The organism is Janthinobacterium kochi (assembly GCF_051380715.1).
GTDB lineage: Bacteria > Pseudomonadota > Gammaproteobacteria > Burkholderiales > Burkholderiaceae_D > Janthinobacterium.
In genome coordinates, this window is record NZ_JBNYXO010000025.1 from 13434 (window position 1) to 32947 (window position 19514).

Annotated in this window: 12 protein-coding genes and 1 pseudogene; 9 read left to right on the forward strand and 4 right to left on the reverse strand. The window is 61.5% G+C overall.

All coding sequences use genetic code 11. From position 1 onward, the window contains the following. The first annotated feature begins 110 nt into the window (after positions 1-110). From ACQ4WL_RS27250 to ACQ4WL_RS27285, 8 genes are all read left to right on the forward strand, one after another. Positions 111-2315, forward strand: coding sequence for a TonB-dependent receptor (locus ACQ4WL_RS27250; protein ID WP_436512797.1), 2205 nt, complete (start codon positions 111-113; stop codon positions 2313-2315). Positions 2316-2439: 124 nt separating this feature from the next. After that, on the forward strand, positions 2440-3435 hold the full coding sequence (locus ACQ4WL_RS27255) for an extracellular catalytic domain type 1 short-chain-length polyhydroxyalkanoate depolymerase (protein ID WP_436512799.1): 996 nt from the start codon (positions 2440-2442) through the stop codon (positions 3433-3435). Between the two features lie 194 nt (positions 3436-3629). Continuing rightward, positions 3630-6425, forward strand: a complete 2796-nt coding sequence (locus tag ACQ4WL_RS27260; RefSeq protein WP_436512801.1) for a type VI secretion system Vgr family protein — start codon at positions 3630-3632, stop codon at positions 6423-6425. A gap of 18 nt (positions 6426-6443) precedes the next feature. Beyond that, complete coding sequence (locus ACQ4WL_RS27265; RefSeq protein WP_436512803.1) at positions 6444-8714, forward strand: T6SS effector phospholipase Tle3 domain-containing protein; 2271 nt, start codon at positions 6444-6446, stop codon at positions 8712-8714. 83 nt (positions 8715-8797) lie between these two features. Further along, entirely contained in the window at positions 8798-10414 is a 1617-nt protein-coding gene (locus ACQ4WL_RS27270; RefSeq protein WP_436512805.1) for a type VI lipase adapter Tla3 domain-containing protein, read from the forward strand. Positions 10415-10427: 13 nt separating this feature from the next. Next, positions 10428-10694 (forward strand): PAAR domain-containing protein, encoded by a 267-nt coding sequence (locus tag ACQ4WL_RS27275; protein ID WP_436512807.1) that lies wholly within the window; start codon positions 10428-10430, stop codon positions 10692-10694. Between the two features lie 97 nt (positions 10695-10791). Beyond that, the gene (locus ACQ4WL_RS27280; protein ID WP_436512809.1) at positions 10792-11448 is read left to right on the forward strand and encodes a hypothetical protein; all 657 of its coding nucleotides are present in this window, start codon (positions 10792-10794) and stop codon (positions 11446-11448) included. 38 nt (positions 11449-11486) lie between these two features. Beyond that, entirely contained in the window at positions 11487-11921 is a 435-nt protein-coding gene (locus ACQ4WL_RS27285; RefSeq protein WP_436512811.1) for a DUF695 domain-containing protein, read from the forward strand. Here ACQ4WL_RS27285 and bla read toward each other — a convergent pair whose 3' ends face one another. Together bla and ACQ4WL_RS27295 are read right to left on the reverse strand one after the other, a co-directional pair. Continuing rightward, positions 11922-12815, reverse strand: coding sequence for a class A beta-lactamase (gene bla, locus ACQ4WL_RS27290; protein WP_436512813.1), 894 nt, complete (start codon positions 12813-12815; stop codon positions 11922-11924). It lies immediately after the preceding gene. Continuing rightward, positions 12808-15492, reverse strand: coding sequence for a hybrid sensor histidine kinase/response regulator (locus tag ACQ4WL_RS27295; protein ID WP_436512815.1), 2685 nt, complete (start codon positions 15490-15492; stop codon positions 12808-12810). Before ACQ4WL_RS27295 ends, bla begins: the two co-directional genes overlap by 8 nt. A gap of 520 nt (positions 15493-16012) precedes the next feature. Here ACQ4WL_RS27295 and ACQ4WL_RS27300 point away from each other — a divergent pair. Continuing rightward, positions 16013-18259 (forward strand): TonB-dependent receptor, encoded by a 2247-nt coding sequence (locus tag ACQ4WL_RS27300; protein ID WP_436512817.1) that lies wholly within the window; start codon positions 16013-16015, stop codon positions 18257-18259. A 76-nt stretch (positions 18260-18335) separates the two neighbouring features. On the opposite strand, the gene gluQRS is transcribed toward ACQ4WL_RS27300, so the two are convergent. Next, positions 18336-19265, reverse strand: coding sequence for a tRNA glutamyl-Q(34) synthetase GluQRS (gene gluQRS, locus ACQ4WL_RS27305; RefSeq protein WP_436512819.1), 930 nt, complete (start codon positions 19263-19265; stop codon positions 18336-18338). 127 nt (positions 19266-19392) lie between these two features. Then, positions 19393-19514 (reverse strand): annotated as a pseudogene (locus ACQ4WL_RS27310) (IS481 family transposase); the annotation flags it as partial.

The window sequence follows — 19514 nt, forward strand, 5'->3', positions numbered from 1 at the left end:
GTCATCGCAGGGCAGGTGCTCGCATTGCGCGCGCCGGTACCGTTACGTCTTGCGAATCTGTAAACCGGCCGTCTTCCCTGGTGGCAGGCAAGCCTGACATTGGAGACGCTATGAAACTTGCTTTGAAATTGATGCCCGCCGCCCTCGCCGTTGCCTGCGCCTTTACCACCCAGGCACTGGCGCAGGAAACCGGCCCTGCCACCGCGGTCAGCGCCCAGGAAGCCAGCGATGCGAAAGAACGCATGGAAACCGTGACGGTCTCTGCCCGCCGCCGCGACGAGCGCCTGCAGGACGTACCGCTGGCCGTCACGGCGTTTTCCGCCAAGGCCCTGGAAAGGGCGAATATCCAGAACCTGGCCGACTTGCAGGAGCGCGTGCCGAACCTGACCGTGTACGCTTCGCGCGGCACGAATACCACACTGACGGCCTTCATTCGCGGCGTGGGCCAGGCCGACCCCGTCTGGGGCGTGGATCCGGGCGTGGGCATCTATTTTGACGACGTCTACATGGCTAGGCCGCAAGGCGCGTTGCTCGATGTGTTCGACGTGCAGCGCATCGAAGTGCTGCGCGGCCCGCAAGGCACCCTGTACGGCAAGAACACCATCGGCGGCGCCATCAAGTACATTTCGCGCCCCCTGGCGAAGGAAAACGGCGCCTCGGCGGAAGTGGGCCTCGGCAATTACAAGCAGCGCAACTTCAAGGCCGCCTTCAACCTGGCCAACGAGAACGGCACCTGGCGCGCGCGCCTGGCGGCCGCCAAGCTGGACCGCGACGGTTTCGGCCGCAACACCTTCAATGGCGAACAGGTCAGCGACCAGGACAGCACGGCCGCGCGCCTGTCCGTCGGCTATTTTCCGCAAGACATACCTTTGACTGTCGTGCTGAGCCTGGACGCCACGGATGACAAGTCGGGCGTGCGCGGCTTCCAGCGCATGGGCGTGAGCGCCTTCGATCCGCTCAGGCGTCCCGCCAGCACGGATGCGTATGACATCCAGAGCGGCATGCCGGGCAACAACTTCACGCACAACCGGGGCGGCTCGCTGGTGGCCAACTACACGCTGTCGAACGAGTGGTCCGTAAAAGTGATCGGCGCCAAGCGGCGCAGCACGTCCGAGCAAACCATCGACTTCGACGGCTTGCCGCAACCGATTGCCGACGTATTCGGCGACTCGCGCGACGAACAGAAAAGCCTGGAATTGCAGGCCTCGTACAGCGGCGATTACGGCGCCGGCGTGATCGGCCTGTACCGCTTCGAAGGCACGGCCGGCGGCGGCATCTACAACAACTTCCTGGGACGCCAGTTCACGGCGGCCGTCAGCACGGTGGAGACGGACAGCACGGCGCTGTACACGGACTGGACCTGGCCGCTGGGCAAGGTGTGGAGCATCAATGCGGGCTTGCGCCACACACGCGAGGAAAAGCGCGCCATCGTGCTCAACCGCGCTTTTGCCGACGTGGGCTTCACGCGGCCCATCCAGACGGCGGCCGACTTCGACAAGTCCTTATCGGTCAGCAATACCTCGCCGAAAATCTCCGTGCGCTACGAAGCGTCGAAGACGACGAATTTCTACAGCAACCTGTCGCGCGGTTTCAAGTCGGGCGGCTACAACGTGCGCGCCAACAACCTGGTGGTGCCCGATTCCGCGCGCCCCTACAAGGATGAAAAACTCGACGCGCTGGAAGTGGGCATGAAGTACGCGGCGCCCGACGATACGTTTGACGCCAACGTGGCCCTGTTCACCAACCGCTACAAGGATATCCAATTGTCCGTCTTCACCAGCTATGTGCAGCCGGGCGGCGTGCCGGGCTTCTATGGCGACTTCACGAATGCGGGCAAGGCGACGGTGAAAGGCGCGGAATTCGAATTCTCGTGGCGGCCGAACCGCCAGTGGGAAGTCAACGGCTTCCTCGCGCTGCTGAACGCCAGCTATGACGAGTTCATGAGCGGCGGCAAGAATATTGCGGATACGCAAAAGTTCAGCAATACGCCAGCCCGGCAAGTGGGCTTGAACCTGACGCGCACGGACCGCGACGTCTTCGGTGGCGCTTTGCGCAGCATGGTCGGCTACGGCTACCGCAGCAAGGTGTATCCGACCACGGACCTGAGTCCAGCCCTGGCGCAAGGCGGCTACAGCATCTGGACGGCCGGCGTCGTGTGGGAAGCGCCGAAGAACTGGACCTTCAGCCTGCACGGCAGCAACCTGGGCAACAAGCGCTACCGCACGGATGGCTACAACATTCCCGCCGTCTTCATCCTGGACGGTTTCTATGGCCCGCCGCGCCAGATCATCGCCAAGGCAGGCTACAAGTTTTAATGTTCTTTACTGCCGGGGCCGGACCCGTTGGGTCGGGCCTCGCCGGTCAGAAGTGCCGGCTTGATGTGCATCAGGCTGGTTCATTGTCGCTGTTTTCGTCGTGAATAATAATCAGGAGACTGGCATGGCACATCTGCATCAGCAACTGCGTCACTTCTTATCCGCAATCATCGCCGCTTGCGGCTTGCTGGCCGCGCTGCCGGCGGCCGCTGGCCAGTGGGACTTCGGCCTGTACGCGAGCCTGTGGGGTTCGCGCGAATACCAGGTCTGGCTACCGAGCAACTACAATCCGAACACGCCGCTGCCCGTGGTGGTGTTGCTGCACGGCTGCGGTTCCGAACCCAACAGCATGGCCGCCGTCAGCCGCTACAACCAGCTGGCCGACAGCGAGAATTTCATCGTCGTCTATCCGCGCCAGAACGCCACGGCCAACCCCATGCGCTGCTGGAATTTCATGTTGCCGCTGAACCAGGAGCGGGGCACGGGCGAGCCGGCCGTGCTGATGGGCATCTTGAACAAGGTCAAGAACAAGTATGCGGTGCAGGATAGCCGCGTGTATGTGACGGGTATCTCGGCGGGCGGCGCCATGGCCTCCATCATGGCCGCCTGTTATTCGGACGTGTTCGCCGCCGTGATGGTGCATTCGGGCGGCATGTACAAGGGCGCCATCGGCATGCTCACGGCCGCCGATTCGCTGTTCAACGGCAGTTCCTTCGACCCGAAAGTACGCGGCAAGGATGCCTGGCGCTGCTCCGGTTCGCCGCGCCGGCTGATGCCGACGATGGTGTTCCACGGCACGGCCGACATCGTCGTCAATCCCGTCAACGGCGAGCAAACCATCGAGCAATTCCTGCAAACTAGCGATGTTGGCGACGATGGCCTCGACAATGACAGCGTGCGCTACCGTGCCGACAGCATCGTGCGCCAGACGGTGCCGTACGGCCGCAGTTACTCCATCGATACCTACCTGCACAACGGCGCCGTCCTCGCGCAAAAGTACACGGTCGAGGGCATGAACCACGCGTGGAGCGGCGGTCCTCCCGGCTGGCCATTCAGCGATGAGCTGGGCCCGGACGCCACCGTGATCAGCTGGAATTTCTTCAAGCATTACCAGCGCTGATGCGTTGAGGAACTTGCAGCTTGTGCGATGGGGCGCAGCGATTGCGCCCCGTCGTGCTGGTCAAGCGGCAAAGGCTGACGGAAATTATGGGAACCTTGGCAGGTTCTTACTAAATATCAAGTATTTCCCTGCCATCCCGTGGCATTGTCGGTTCTCCAGCTTTATGAGATGCAAGCGCGCATGAGGAGAATGCCATGGACGGTGACGAGTCGATATCGGGTGCCCAGCGTCCCTTGCGCCTGCGCCTGGGAGTGTCGCCCAAGGTGCCCCCAGGCGTGCTGTTACCGCAGCGCATCGCCGGCAGCGAGGCCATTTGTGGTAGCGTCGAGTACCGCGTGCTGTGCGTCTCGACGCATGCAGACTTGCCGCTCAGTAGTTTGATTGCCTTGCCCGCCGCACTCGATATCGTCACTGACCAGGGCCAGCTGCGCAGCATCTGCGGCATCGTCACGCAAGCGAGTGCCGGCGATAGCGATGGCGCGCTGGCCAGCTACCAGCTGGTGCTGACGGACGCCTTCGCCATCATGGAAAAACGCTGCAATACGCGCGTCTTCCGGCGCCTGACGGATATCGAGATCGTCAAGACCCTGCTCGATGAGTGGATACGCAGCAATACCGTGCTGGCGCACGCCTTCCAGTATGCATTTGCCGATTTCTTCGAGGCGCAAACGTATCCGCAGCGCGAGTTTGTCATGCAGCACAATGAATCCGATGCAGCTTTCGTGCGGCGCCTGCTCAAGCGCAGCGGCGTCGCCTGGTTTTTTCGCGCGGAGGGCAAGACGAATGCCCATGCCGAGCCGGCGCATACCCTGGTGTTATTCAACCACGCCGATGGCTTGCGGAAAAACATGGCGGACACCGTGCGCTATCACGCGGATCGGGCAACGGAAGAACGCGACACCCTGACGTCGTGGAACGAAATGCGCAAGCTGCAGGCGGGCAAGGTAACGCGTCATAGCTGGAATGAAGAACACCCGCGCGCGCGGCCGTTCATGACCGCCGATGCCTTGGGGCGGGGGCAGCAGGGCATGCATGGCAATGCGCTTGCGGCCACGCTGGATGATTACCGCGTGCTGCCGCCGCGCGCGGGCAACGATCATGAGGCATTGTGTCAGCTGGGCATGCTGGCCATGCAACAGCATGATTACGAGAGCCATTGTTTTCACGCCGAAGGCAGCGTGCGCGACCTGTGCCCGGGCGAATACTTCAGCCTGGCCGAGCACCCCGACATCGACGTCTTGCCAGCGGCCGAGCGCGATTTTGTCGTCACCTCGCTGCAGGTGGCGGCGCAAAATAATTTACCCAGGGAGCTGGCCGCCAGGGTGGCGCGTTTGTTTGCGCGCAACCGTTGGCTGGCCGATGACGCATCGTTGTCGCAGCGCGAGTTGGCGGTGGCGGTGGATGGTGGCCCCTTGCGCATGCAGATTGAACTGATTGCCGTGCGGCGCGGCGTGGCCATCGTGCCGGCCTACGACACGCGCATCGACCTGCCGCCAGTTTCCATGCAAAGCGCCGTGGTGGTAGGGCCGGCGAATGAGGAAGTCCATTGCGACGCGATGGGCCGGGTCAAGGTGCGCTTTCCCGCCACGCGCAAGCTGGACCATGAGCATGCAGGCGGCACGGGCGCCTCCGACACGGATGCCGATTCGGCCTGGGTGCGCGTCGCGTCGAGCTGGGCGGGAAACGGACCTGGCAGCATGCAGCAATGCGGCTACCTGGGCTTGCCCCGCGTCGGCAGCGAAGTCTTGCTGGCTTTTCTGGGCGGCGATCCGGACCGGCCTATCATCGTGGGCCAGTTGTACAACCATAATGCGCAGCCGGTCGCCCTGAGCAAGGCAGGCGACTTGCCCGGCAACCGTTATTTGTCCGGCATCAAGAGCCGCGAGATCCGTGGCACGCGCGGCAACCAGCTGCGCTTTGACGATGTGCATGGGCAAATCAACGCCCAGCTTGCCAGCGATCATGGTTCCAGCCAGCTCAACCTGGGCTGGCTGACGCACGACCGGCGCAATGGCCAGGGCGAAGCACGCGGCGAGGGCGCCGAGCTGCGCACCGATGAGCAACTGGCCATGCGCGCGGGCAAGGGCATGCTGCTCTCGGCCTGGAAGCGCCTGAACGGCGATGGCGGTCACATGGCGCGCAGCGAATATCTGGGCCTGATGGAAAACTGTCTGGAATTGTTTCGCTCGCTGGGCAGCTATGCGGCCACACATCAGGCGCTGGAGAACGCGGACGAAGCGCAGCAGGAGTTGCAGCAAAGCTTGAAAAGCTGGGAAGGCGGCAGCAATACGCAGCCCCGTGCCGAACTGGGTGGTGCGGCGACGATTGCCGTCACGGCGCCGGCCGGCATCAGCTTTGCCAGTTCGAAGGCCATCGTCAGCTATGCCGTCAGCAATATCGATACGGTGGCGCAGCAGCACCTGCAAGCGGTGGCAGGCCAGCGCTACAGCGTGAACGCCGGCAAGGGCATCTCGCTGTTTGCTCATGCGGATGGCATCCGCGCCATCGCCCACCATGGCAAGTTCTTGCTGCAAAGCCAGCATGACGACATGGACCTCAATGCGGGAAAAAACCTGAAGCTGACGGCCAGCGAAGGCAAGCTGACGGGCATGGCCGATGAAATCGTGTTGATTTCCAAGCATGGCGCTTTCATCCGCATCGCCGACGGCATCACCTTTGGCAGCAAGTCGCCGCTGAACTTCAATGCGCCCAATTTCGTCTTCAATGACCCGCAAAGCATGGACGTGCAATTACCAAGCTTTGCCGAGGGCAAGGCGGATCAGCAATTCATTTTCCAATACGAGGGCGACGACAGTCCTGTCGATGGCGTGCCGCCAGCACCGCAACTGGCGCCGCAAGCGCACTTTGCCGTGAAGCTGGGCGATGGCTCGTCGGCAGATGGCCGCAGCGATGGAGGCGGCAAGACGGAGGTACTGGAGCGCGTCGCGATGCACCTGGCCGCCATCGAAGTGTTCAACAACAAGGATTGATGACGCCAGGAGAGTGCGATGGGCAGCTATCCGAAAGTGCCGTACGTGGTGGGCGAAGACGTGACGCTCCTGCATTGCGAACGCACCGTCTGCGAGAAGGTCAAGATACGCCGCAACCTGCCGGGCAATATCATCGTCATCCATGGCGTCAACGATGTAGGTGTCAGCTACAAGGCGGTGGAGCATGGCTTGTGCGCCGGCCTGGCCGCCAGGCTGGGGCGGCCATTTACGCCCGCGTCTTACCGTATGCCTGTGGCGGCGGACAAGGACAAACTGGAAGACGATCCCGACGCCGTATTCTTCAAGCGCACGATAGCCAAGGATACCAACAGCCCCGTGATTCCGTTTTATTGGGGTTACCGCGAAGTGGGAGAGAAATGCCGTACCGTCAACGGTCAGTTCGTCGATCGCTATGGCAACCGACTGGACAAGGATCTGTCGAAGGAAGGTGGGCCCTTCGGCAACGCCACCAGCAGCTTGCCCGACATGTGGCGTCCGGGCATGTATGCGCCTGCGGACCCCATGGGCGATGCCTTGCGTCCGCTGAAGACGGCGCCAGGCCGCATGTACATGGTGCTGGCGGCGCAGCGGCTGGCAGCATTGATTTCCATGATCCGCGATTACGACGCGGATGATACCGTCAGCATCGTTGCGCACAGCCAGGGTTGCCTGCTGTCGCTGTTGGCGCAAGCCATGCTGATGGAGAAGGGGTTGGCGGCGGCCGATAATTTGATACTCACGCATCCGCCATACAGCCTGGTGGACAGCCTGCCGCTGTTGATGCGAGGGGCAGCCTGGTTCGATGGCGGTGAGGATGCGGCGATGAAGCCCTATTACCATTTGCTCAGTGGAGCGCAGACCATGGGTGCGCGCCTGAAGACATTGGTGAACATAGTTTCCGGCGTGGCGAAGGGGAACGGCCAGGCTTGCAAGCCGCCGTTTGCCGAGCTGAAAAAGGACGAACATCGTGGCATGGTCGGCAGCCGCTGGCAGAGCGCCGACGACCGCGACAACCGCCGCAAGGTTTATCTGTATTTTTGCCCTGAAGACATGACGGTGGCGCTCGATAACATCCAGGGTATAGGGTGGGATGGCGTGCCCGATCATGCATCGGGAAGTGAATTGGTGGAAGAAGAGGAGACATCGAGTCTGGATGGGTACAGTATGTCGTCCGGACATACCAAGCTCGTGGAGCATAAGCAGGTACGCGCCGCGCTGGCGGAACTGGGTGGCAGATTTTATCAGCGGGTATTCAGCAACAAGACCCGGCTGGATCCGGCCACGGGAAAGACCACGGTGTCGTTGGTAGGCAAGCCGCCACCGTTTGACTTTCCGTTGCGCCTGTCGACGGAAACGGAGCAATCGCACGTGGAGGTTTCTCTGCGAAAACACCGCGCACAACATCAAGCGGTGGCCTGGCCTGTCAATACCCGGTTGAGCAAGACGGAGCAGCGCAATGGCATTCGTACTATCACGGGCGAAGCATTGAAGCAGCCCGTAGCCGCCGACCTGCGCGGCACATCGCAAATCGATCCGGAGAATATCCCGGCTACGTCCATGATGAGAAACCGTCCTGTTGCCGATCAGGGACCTGCGGAGGAGGTCGATCCCTGCGATGCATCAGTGGCACTTACCAGCGGAAGCGGCCTGCATGCAACCGCCGAGGATCGCCCGGACCCGGCCGGCTATCGCCGTTTCCCAGAGCGCGATGAAGCCATACGCGGGGCTGAATTGGCCTTGATGACGGCTGCCTATAACAAGGAAAAGAAACTCGATGGCAAAGGACCGCTCGTTCAACGCAAGGTCATTGCCGCTACGCGCTACACGGAAGGAAATGTCTTGGCAACCATCCAGGAAAGCCCGAATGAGGCACGCTTGCGCTGGCAGCGGGAAGTCAGTGCCAAGTCCTTCCACAGTTCGATTATCGGAAGCGCCAAAAATCACAGCCAGGTAACTGCGTACGACGTGGCGATTGGCAGCGGCAAGGCATCATCCGATCCGCAGTTCTATGCGTATTTATGTGCGGTGGCAGATTGGCGAGTGAAGGACCTGAAGAACAACGAAAAAGGGCGTAAGGGTATACGGACAAAAGAAGAATTCATATTTGAGTTTGCTCCATATTTATCCGTAGAACCTGGATGGAGAAGTGCTGCGATCAATGGCAGCATTGGCTATTACAACACCGGGATTTTGCCGGCAGGACTGCCCTTGCTATCAGGACCGTTGTGGAAAATTGTAGTGTCACAAACAAAAAACATAAAAATAGTGACCGAAAAAAAAGCAAGATAAATGGACTGTTGTAGCCCCGTCGGTAGCAACTTGCTTGGGCCGATTATTGTCTCGCCGGAATTGCAGACCAAAAGGTGATAGCTATGATGACGCTTCGTTGGTTGGGAATATCATTAGTTGTTGTAATTTTAATTTTTGGTTTTTTATGGCTCAATGCCTTATCGAAGGGCCAGGCGCGTGAAATTGCATCCCAGTTGCAGGCGCAACAGCCAAAGAAGCCGATAGAACCGAGGCAAGAGTACGTGCTGGAAGTGATCGGATTGGGTGTGACGCTGGACAAATACCGTCAGGGTAAATTGTGGGACGCCTTGCAAAAAGGAAGTCCTTACACAAGCATACGCGAACAAGATCCCAAGAAATACCCATGGACGGGCGATGATAAGAACGGGGAAGGCGGTGGCAGGGCCTATGATGCGCTGGAAAATGGTGTCAATTTTACCCCGTTATACTGGGGGTTACCATCGTTCTATGCGGGTACTCCCATCCTCGACCCGGCCGCACAACCGAGCTTGATCGAGCCGATGGCGGGACTCGTGGCTGGCGCTGGCACCTCGGGTATGGCTTGGCACTTGTTTTCGATTGCTACCTGGAAGTTGGATGAGCATCCCGACCAATTGCTCATTGATGTGTTTGATTTTTTCGATAAGCATCCTGACGTACCCTACATCGTTTTGCACTCTGAGGACAGCGTAGGCACGCGGGATGGCAACCGGAAGCCAGGTACTGCAAGGAAATTGGTCAATGGATATTTCATCCCGGATATGCCGGATGCCACGGCCGTATTCATCCTGGCACGTCGCGAACGAATAGAGCCGTTGCGCCCTTTTATATGGGAGGATCCGGAGAATAAATTTGTCCAAGAGCAATTCCGCGCCATGTACTACAAGCTGATGCAATCCCTTCCTTCGCGCGCGAAGCAGCAGCAACCCGAAGCTTTTAGCGAACGTCAACCCACCGTCGCCGAATGGCTCGCCGCTGCCGCCGCTTTCGCCCAGCGACCCGATATCCGTGGCGTGGGCCTGCATACCTTCGACAAGCTCAATCCCTGGGAAAATCGCCCCCCGCGTGACTGGAAACCGACGCCGTGGTTTCCCATTCCCTGGAACCGGGAACAGATGGAAACATTTGACCGCCTGCCCTCGTTCGGTTTCGTGCACCGACCCGTGTTCGTCAAGTTCGCGGACGAGGAAGGCAAGCCCGTCACGCGGCGCGACGCGCGCCAGAGGATATTCAATGCAGGCTGGCAGCAGGCGCTGCAGACCTTGCCGGAAGCCGAGCGCGGCAAGGGGCCGGCGCGCATCGTGGTCGGCACGGGAAACCAGCCGGAACAGTTGTTGATGTTGGAAAGCATGCTGCATGACTATGCGTCACAGGGCGGTCCGGAAATCGACAGCAGCAAGAGCGCGCAGTTCATCAATACGGATCTTCGCCTGGGCAACACGGGTGCAGCCACCTGGTTCATGCAGATGGCCATCGGCGTGATGGGCAGCTATCGCGATGGCGGCGCCAGTGCGGCGATCAATCTGCGCGATAGTAACGAAGCGAGCATCATCTTCATCACGCCGCCATCGGACGCAACCCGCAAGAAACAGGATGCCGGCGGCGACATTTTCCGCAGCCGTATCACGCCAGCCGTCGACCCGGCCAACTACGCGGCGCCATCGGTGGAAGCCATCCTGGAAAGCTCGGCGGAAAAGTAGAACGGGAGGCAGCATGCGCAAAGTCATCCGTCTGGGCGACGCCACGTCACACGGCGGCAAGGTGCTCAGTTGTGCCGCCACGCATTTTACGGTCAAAGGTATCCCCGTCGCCTGCGTCGGGGACTTGTGCAGCTGCCCCATCAAGGGACATCAGGGCTGCAAGATCGCCAGCGGCTCGTCCCGGCATAGCATCAACGGCATCGCCATCGCCTTCGAAGGCGACACCACCACCTGCGGCGCCAAGTTGCTCGCTGGCGGCGCCACCTTCCGCACCTCTTGACGCGGCGCGCTCCTGGTATTTCCTGCTAACTATATAATCTGCGCTTGGGCGATACCCGTCCCTGAACGTCGATTGAAGGAATGCCATGCCAGGATCCATGCCAAGATATATCGTGCGCCCCTTGGCGCTGTGTGTAGTGTCGGCCATGTGCCTCTCTGCCAGTGCCGCCGAGGTGGTGGATGCGCAGCAGCGCGCGTCCTTGCTGGAATTTTATGCGCAGCAATATCCGGGCGAGCCGGCTGCGCGCACCGTGTTCGAGAGCGTGCCCGTGGTGGGTGGCTACGGCAGCGAAGTGGTGGGCAGCGTGGAAACGTCGCCGTATCGCGGCCATGGTGCGCTGTGCCGTACGCAGCGCACCAAGTTCGTGCTGCACGGCGAGGGCAAGCAGGCGCGCTGGCAGGAGGCGGGCATGGAGTATTACGCCTGGCTCGACCGTGGCACCTGCCGCGCGGTGGCCGAACCCGTGCGCATGCTGCAGCGCATTCCCGATGTGGAACTGGAAGGCGTGCTGCTGTACCAGAAGCCGCTGCTGGAGCGGGCACGATTATTAATGTCGGGCAATACGGCCTGCGCCCCGTTGCGGGCGCTGAAGTTTGCACTGGCGGCCGTCGACGTGGGCTCCGCTGCGCCGCGTGCAGAAGAGCGCTATGCGCTGGTGTTCAAGAGCGACCGCGACAGCTACGCCCGCGTCTGGCTGCGCAAGAGCGGTGCCCAGTATGACGCCTGGAATGTGACTTGCCCGCCAGTGCTGTAAGCTGCGCATCCTCGATTTATTTTTTGACTGTTGCAACCATGAACCAGAATTCCACTTCCGCCCGCAGCTGGGGCACCATCGTCACGCATAGCGACGAGATGGCCATCATCTACCGCTATGTCGACGCCTTCCATGACGACTGGGACCTGTCGTCGCAGCCGGACCGCATCATCATCGCCTGGCGTTATGAGGATGAGACGGGCATGCCCGCGCCGAACGAGCGCGAGCATATGGAAGAGCTGGAAGCGGCGCTGGCACCCGTGGTGGAAGAGGCCGGTTTCGCCACCCTGGCGCTGGTATCGACCGGTGAAAACTTGCGCGAATGGATTTATTACACGCAGTCGGGTGAAGAGTTTTTCAATCGCCTCAACACGACGCTGGCGTCGCGCCCGAAATTCCCGATTGAAATCCGCAGTGCGGCCGACCCCGCCTGGTCGACCTACGCGGGCTTCATGGCCGCGCTGCCGAAGTAATTACACCAATGCGGCAACCACGATGCGCGTGGCGGCCGTGATGATGTCCTGGTTGGTGTCCGATTTTTTCTGTTCGCGCGTGTAGTACACGGCGATGACCAGCGGCGCGCCGCTGGCCGGGTAGGCCACGCCGATATCGTTGACGCTGCCGTAGGCGCCCGAGCCCGTCTTGTCGGCCACCTGCCAGCCAGCCGGCACGCCGGCGCGGATGCGCTTGTCGCCCGTCGTGTTGCCGCGCATCCAGGCGTCCAGTTGCTGGCGCTGCGGCGCCGGCAAACTATTTCCCAATAACAATTGCTGCAAGCTGTGCGCCATCGACGCAGGGCTGGCCGTGTCGCGCTCTTCGCCTGGGATGGCGCTATTGAGTTCCGTTTCCCAGCGTTCCAGCTGGAACACCGTGTTGCCGATGCTGCGTGCAAACGCCGTCACGGCTTGCGGCCCGCCTAATAATGTCATCAAGAAATTGGCTGCGCTATTGTCGCTGTACTGCAAGGTGGCGGCGCACAGGTCGGCCACGCTCATGCCGTCGGCCAGATGCTTTTCCGTGATGGGCGAATAGGTGACCAGTTCCTTTTTCTCGTAACGCACGTGCTGATCCAGCAAGCCCGGCTGGCTGACGCTGCGGGCCAGCACGGCGGCCGCCAGCATCGCCTTGAAGGTGCTGGCCAGGGGAAAGCGTTCGTCGGCGCGATAGGCAACGCGCAGTTCGCTGCCGTGGCGCCAGGCGGCAACGCCAAGGCGTCCGCCGGCGGCCTGTTCCAGCGCGGCCAGTTGCGTCCGGGCGGTGGCGATGCTGGTGGCGGGCGCGGCAAACAGCAGCGGTGCCGGGCACAGCAAGGCGGCGCCACTGGCCAGCAGGAGGTGGCGGCGGACGTGGTTCAGGGATTCAGTCATGGTTTGTCGGTGTTTTCGGTGTGGAAAGGGTGGCCAGCAGTTCGCCGATGGCGAGCAGGTTGGCCGGTTTGGTCAGATGGTGGTCGAAGCCGGCCGCGCTCGATTGGCTGCGGTCGTTTTCGGCGCCCCAGCCCGTCAATGCGACGAGCACGACGTTGGCGCTTGCCGGTACCCGGCGCAGCGCGCGCGCCACCTCGTAGCCGTTCATGCCGGGCAAGCCGATGTCGAGGAAGATAACGTCTGGCAAGAATTGCGGCGCCACGGCCAGCGCCTGCGCGCCGTCGTGGGCCACTTGCGTGGCATGGCCCATCATGTCGAGCACGGCGGCGAGGGTATCGGCCGCATCGACATTGTCGTCGACCACCAGCACGCGGAAGTGGGGGCCGCTGGCGCTGTGGACCGGCGCGACCGGTGCGGCGGACGCTTTCGCTTCCTCCTCCAGCAGGGGCAGGCGCACGCTGAAGGTGCTGCCGAGGCCGGCGCCGGGACTGGCCGCCGTGGCGCTGCCGCCATGTAACTCGGCCAGGCGCCGCACCAGCGACAGGCCGATGCCCAGACCGCCCTGCGCCCTGCCCATGTTTTGCCCCACCTGGGTAAACATGTCGAACACGGTGGCGATCGACTCGGCGGGAATGCCCACGCCGCTGTCCCTGACCTCGATCAAGACCTCGTTGCCGTCGCGTACCGCGTGCAAGCTGATATGGCCGCCGGTGGGCGTGTACTTGGCTGCATTGTTGAGCAAATTGCCCAGTACTTGCGCCAGCCGCGTGGGGTCGGCCTCAAGCGGCAGCGCCTGCTCGTCGAGTTGCACCTGCAACTGGTGGTGGCCCGCTTCGATCAGCGGCATACTCGTTTCCACGGCGCCCGCGATGATGGTTTTCAAGTCCACGCGTTCCAGCTTGAGTTCGATCTGGCCCCGCGTGATGCGGGCCACGTCCAGCAAATCATTGACCAGATGCACCATCTGATTGACTTGCCGCTCCATCACGTCGCGCACGCGTGCCAAGGTGGCGGGCTTGTCGGCGGCCAGGCGCATGATCTGCAAGCCGTTGCGGATGGGCGCCAGCGGGTTGCGCAATTCGTGCGCCAGGGTGGCCAGGAATTCCGTCTTGCGCCGGTCCATTTCGGACAGGTTATCGGCCAGCTGGCGCAATTGCTGCTCCGAGCGCTTGCGCTCGCTGATGTCGCTGAACAGTATCGTCAGCAGGCGACTGCCGGGGCCGCCCAGGCGCGCGGCGAAGACTTCAAACCAGCGCTCCATGGCCACGGCTTCGTTTTCGTAGCGCACGGGCTCGCCTGTCTTGACGACTTGGTCGTACAGGTCGAACCAGTGCTGGTCGTGGTCGGGCACGAAGCTGCGGATGGTCTTGCCGATGGCGTTGTCCAGTCCCGACTGCTTGACGAAGGCGGCGTTGCCTTCCAGATAGCGGAAATCCACGGGGCGGCCTTGCTCGTCGTACAGCATTTCGATGACGCAAAAGGCCTGGTCCATCAGCTCGATCAGGGTGCGGTAGCGTTCCTCGCTGCGGCGCAGCGCATCTTCCACCTGTTTCTGGCGCGTGATGTCGAGCAGGACGCCGGGAAATTGCAAGGGCGTGCCATCGGGGGCGTATTCTGCGCGGCCCCGCGCGATGACCGAGCGGTACTGGCCATCGCCGGTGCCGATGCGGTAGCTGGCCTCGAACGGCGCGTGCGCGTGCAGCGCCTGGGTAATCTGCGCGCTGACTTGCTCGCGGTCATCGGGATGGATGATGTCCAGATAGCGCGCCAGCGGCGCCGCCGTGGCCGCACCGGCATTGACGGGGAACAGGCGCGCCATGTTGCTGTCGGCCGTGACCCGGTCGGCCACGATGTCCCAGTTCCAGGTGGCCACTTCACCGGCCTCCAGGGTCAGGCGCAGGGTTTCCTCGTTCTGCTTGCTGGTCGTCAGGTCGAGCGAGATGCCGGACAAGGCGATCACGTTGCCGGCGCCGTCGCTGGTGCAGGTGCCGCGCATGTGCGCCCAATGCAGCGATCCATCGGGCCAGCGCACGCGGATGTCGATCTCGAAATCGCTGGCGCTGGCGATGGCGGCGTGCACCACCGTTTGCCAGTGCTGCAGTTCGCCGTCGAGCATGGCGCCCGTCAGCTGCGCGTAGTCGACGTGGCTGGCAGGTGGCAGGCCCAGATTGGCCTTGAACGCGTCGGAGCCGGCCATGCTGCCGCTGCCCAGGTCGATCTCCCACGTGCCCATGCGGCCGCCCTGCATGGCCAGGCGCAGCTGCTGTTCCGTCTGCCGTTGCTGCGTCACGTCGCAATGCGAACCCAGCCATTCAACGATGCTGCCGTCGGCTGCCAGCACAGGCAGCATGCGCACGACCATATTGCGGTAGGTGCCGCTGACGTGGCGCAGCCGGTATTCCGCTTCGAACACGCTCGTCAGATGTGACGGCATGACGTAAGGCAAGTTGCGGTCGTCCGGATGCAGCGCATTGAGCCAGCCGCGGCCCAGCAGTTCGGCTTCGGTCTGGCCCGTGAAGGCGCGCCAGGAGGGCTGGTCGGCATCGAACTGGCCGAAGGTTTTCGTGCTCCAGACGATGTCGCAATGGGCGCGCAGCAGTGAATGGGCGGCTTGGGCGGCCTGGGCGGCAGCGATGGAGGACGGGACGGCGTTGCTGGGCTGGCTCGGTTCTGGCATGGAGGCGATCGACGATGGTGCGGGGTGCCGCCGCCGCACTGGGATGGGGCGGCATGGCAGCTCAATTCTGGCGATATTACAACTATTTTTACTCTCTGGGCTGTCTTGCAGGACGCCAATTCTACTTTCTGCAGGCCACGAGAAAAAGGCGCGCCGTGCAGAAAATCATCGGGTGAAACAGCACGGAAATAGCAAAACAGGGGCGCTATTGTGGCTGAATAACCACTAGTCAGCCCTTTATGTTGATGAATGAATATTTTACATAACAATATTCTTGCAGCGCATAAGGCGCTTGAATTAAATTGGCGCCTTACTTAAAAGTTGGTGTTCATCAGACATCCCAGAGATGCGGCCGCCACCGCTGTCAGCTTGGACGACAGCCAGGGCAGAGCCAGTGACGCCAGGAGCGGAGAAACATCCGCTCGCGCTGCTGCACCGAGATGGTGCAAACGATCATCCAGCGCCGTACATAAGCCGGAGACAGGTTTCGCAATACTTTTTTAAACTTCTGGGAAACAACATGATCAAGATGTCCAAGATGCACCAGCGTTTGTGCGCCAAAAGCGCCGCCATGCTGGCACTGTCCGCTGCCTTGCCTATCGGCTCGGCCTATGCTGATGAAGTCGCTGCTGATACGACCCCTGCCGCCAGCCAGCTGGAAACCGTGACCGTGACGGCGCAGCGCCGCAAGGAAAATATCCGCGACGTGCCCGTCTCCGTATCGCTGCTGCGCGACGAGAAGCTCGACGTGCTGGTATCCGGCGGACAAGACATTCGCGTGCTGGCCGGCAAAGTGCCTAGCCTGAACGTGGAATCGTCGAATGGCCGCACCTTTCCCCGTTTCTACATCCGCGGCTACGGCAATACCGACTTCAACATCTTTGCATCGCAACCTGTTTCCCTGATCTACGACGATGTCGTGCAAGAAAACCCCATTCTGAAGGGTTTCCCGATTTTTGACGTGGCTGGCGTGGAAGTGCTGCGCGGCCCGCAAGGCACCTTGTTCGGCCGCAACACGCCTGCCGGCGTGGTCAAGTTCGAATCCGTCAAGCCGAACCTGGACAAGGTTGAAGGCTATTACAACGTTTCCACCGCCACGCACAACACCAGCAATTTCGATGGCGCCGTCAACGTGCCGCTAAGCAAAGAATGGGCGCTGCGCTTCTCGACCCTGCGCCAGCACCGCGACGACTACGTCGACAACACCTTTACTGGCAAGAAAAATGCGCTGGACGGCTACAACGAACACGCCGAACGCGTGCAACTGCTGTACGCACCGAATACCACGTTCAACGCCCTGTTCAATGTGCACCAGCGCAATACGACGGGCAGCGCGCGCATCTTCTACGCCAACCTGATCAAGCAAGGCACGAACGATATCGTCGGCGGCTTCGACCCGAACAAGTCGTTCACGAATGCGCCGAATTTCCAGCGCCTGCGCACGAATGGCGCCAGCGCCCGCCTGAGCTGGGACCTGGACGGCGTCAAGCTGTACTCGATCACCGGCTTTGAACATGTCGGCAATTACGTGTCGCATGGCGACATCGACGGCGGCACGCCGAACGGACTTGGCCCGACCAACCCCAATTTCATTCCTTTCCAGGTTGAAACGGCTGGCGGCATTACCAGCGTGAAACAATACTCGCAAGAATTCCGCGCCGAATCGAAGAATGCCGGTCCGCTCAATTGGCAGGCTGGTGTTTACTACTTCAATGAAGATGCCAACGGTTTCACCGACAACTTCGATACCGACACGCACGTACTGTTCTCGCATCTGGCCAGCCGCCAGAAGAATTCGGCTTGGGCAACGTTTGGTTCCGTCAACTACGCCGTCAACGATGACTTCATGCTGCGCGCCGGTTTGCGCTACACCAAGGACAAGAAGGATTTTGACACGGTATCGGTTTACAACATCGATCAAAAGAATCCGAGCAGCGCCGATGTCAGCAAGGCCAAGGTCAACTGGGATCTGAGCGGTACCTACAAGTACAACAAGGACGTGAACTTCTACGGCCGTATCGCTACCGGTTTCCGCGCACCAAGTATCGCGCCAGCCAGCAAGGATGTGCCCGTGACTGTGGCCGATGCGGAAACGATTACCTCGTTCGAAGCCGGTATCAAGGCCGACCTGTTCGAGCGCCGCGCCCGCGTCGCTTTCAGCCTGTACAACTACCAGGTGAAAAACCAGCAATTGACGGTGGTGGGCGGTACGTCGAACATCACGCGCCTGATCAATGCCGCCAAGACGAACGGCCGCGGCGCGGAACTGGAACTGGAAGGTTTTGTCACGCCTAGCCTGAAGATGTCCCTGGGCGGCAGCTACAACTTCACGGAAATCAAGGACCCGAGCCTGTCGATCGCCACCTGCGACAAAGCGCGCTGCACCGTGACCGATCCTATCAACGCTGCAAACCGGGCCGTCATCGACGGCAATCCATTGCCGCAAGCGCCGAAGTGGACGATCACCGCCACGGGCCGTTATTCGATTCCGATGGAAAACGGCGAATTCTTCGTCTTCACGGACTGGGCTTACCGCAGCAAGATCAACTTCTTCCTGTATGAGGCAACCGAGTTCACCGGCAAGCCGATGGTCGAAGGTGGCTTGCGCGTTGGGTACACCTGGGATGCTGGCAAGTATGAAGTGGCCGCGTTTGGCCGCAACATCACCGACACCCAGCGTATCACGGGCGCCATCGACTTCAACAACCGCACGGGCTTCATCAATGAGCCGCGTCAATTTGGTGTGCAATTCAAGGGCAACTTCTAATTGCCTGATACCAGGCGCCGGCCCTTGCGGCCAGCGCCTGCCTCAACCCGCCCGGTTTGCGCCGCGGCGGGTTTTTTTATGTGCGCTCGGGAAGGCGCGCCAGCCGCTGCGCCCAGGCGGGAATGGCTTGCCGCCAGAAGTCTTCCACGTCGTCGGCGCGCACGTCGAGACCGAGGAAGCGGGCGGCCGGCAGCAGCGCCGACGCCAGCAGTTCGCCGGCATGCGTACCCGTATCGAAGGCGAGGGCGCCCGTCTGCTTCGACAGTTTCTCGCCGTTGGCATTGTTGACGACGGGCACATGCAGAAAGCCCGGATGCGGCAAGCCCAGCACGTCCTGCAGGTACAGCTGGCGCGGCGTGGAATCGAGCAAATCCGCCCCGCGCACCACCTGCGTGATGCCCTGCACGCCATCGTCAACCACCACGGCCAGCTGGTACGCCCAGTAACCATCGCCGCGCAGCACGATGAAGTCGCCCACCTCGCCAGCCAGGTCCTGCCGCTGCGGACCATGCCAGCGGTCGGCAAAGCCATACACGGCTTGCGGCCCTTCTGGCACGCGCAGCCGCAAGGCCCGCGCCGCCTTGCCCGGTGCCAGGCCGTGGCGGCAGGTGCCCGGATACACGGCGGCCCCGCCCTTGGGTAAACGCGCGTGCAACACCGAATCGTGGATTTCCTTGCGCGAACAGCCGCACGCATACACGAGGCCAGCGTCCTGCAAGCGCTTCAGCGCCGCCTGGTACAGCGGCAGCCTGCGGCTCTGCCACGTCGCCTCTTCATCCCACGTCATGCCGCAGCGTTGCAGGGTGGCCAGGATCGCCATATCGGCGCCCTCGACATTGCGGTCATAGTCCAGATCCTCGATGCGCAGCAGCCAAGTGCCGCGATGCACCTTCGCATCAAGATAGCTGGCCATGGCGGCAACGAGCGAGCCCATGTGCAGGGGACCGGAGGGAGAGGGGGCGAAGCGGCCGATGTAGGGGGCGGTGGGAGAGTTCGGAGACGGCATGCTGTGAGTGTAGGCGGTGGTGACAGGCGCTGATGGTTTATTGCTCAGGATGGGGAGCTTTGGTGACAGCGGCAAGTATCGTGCAGGGCGATGGGCAAGTCAAATCCTGGGCGGTTCTCAGTATTATCTAATTGTCAAGACCCGCCTGGTTATAAACACGTTTAACGAATAATTGTGGCTTTTTTGCCTGCCATTTCTTCATTGCCTGAATCGGCGTTTCGTTGTTGAGAGCACGCTGTGGGATGTTGT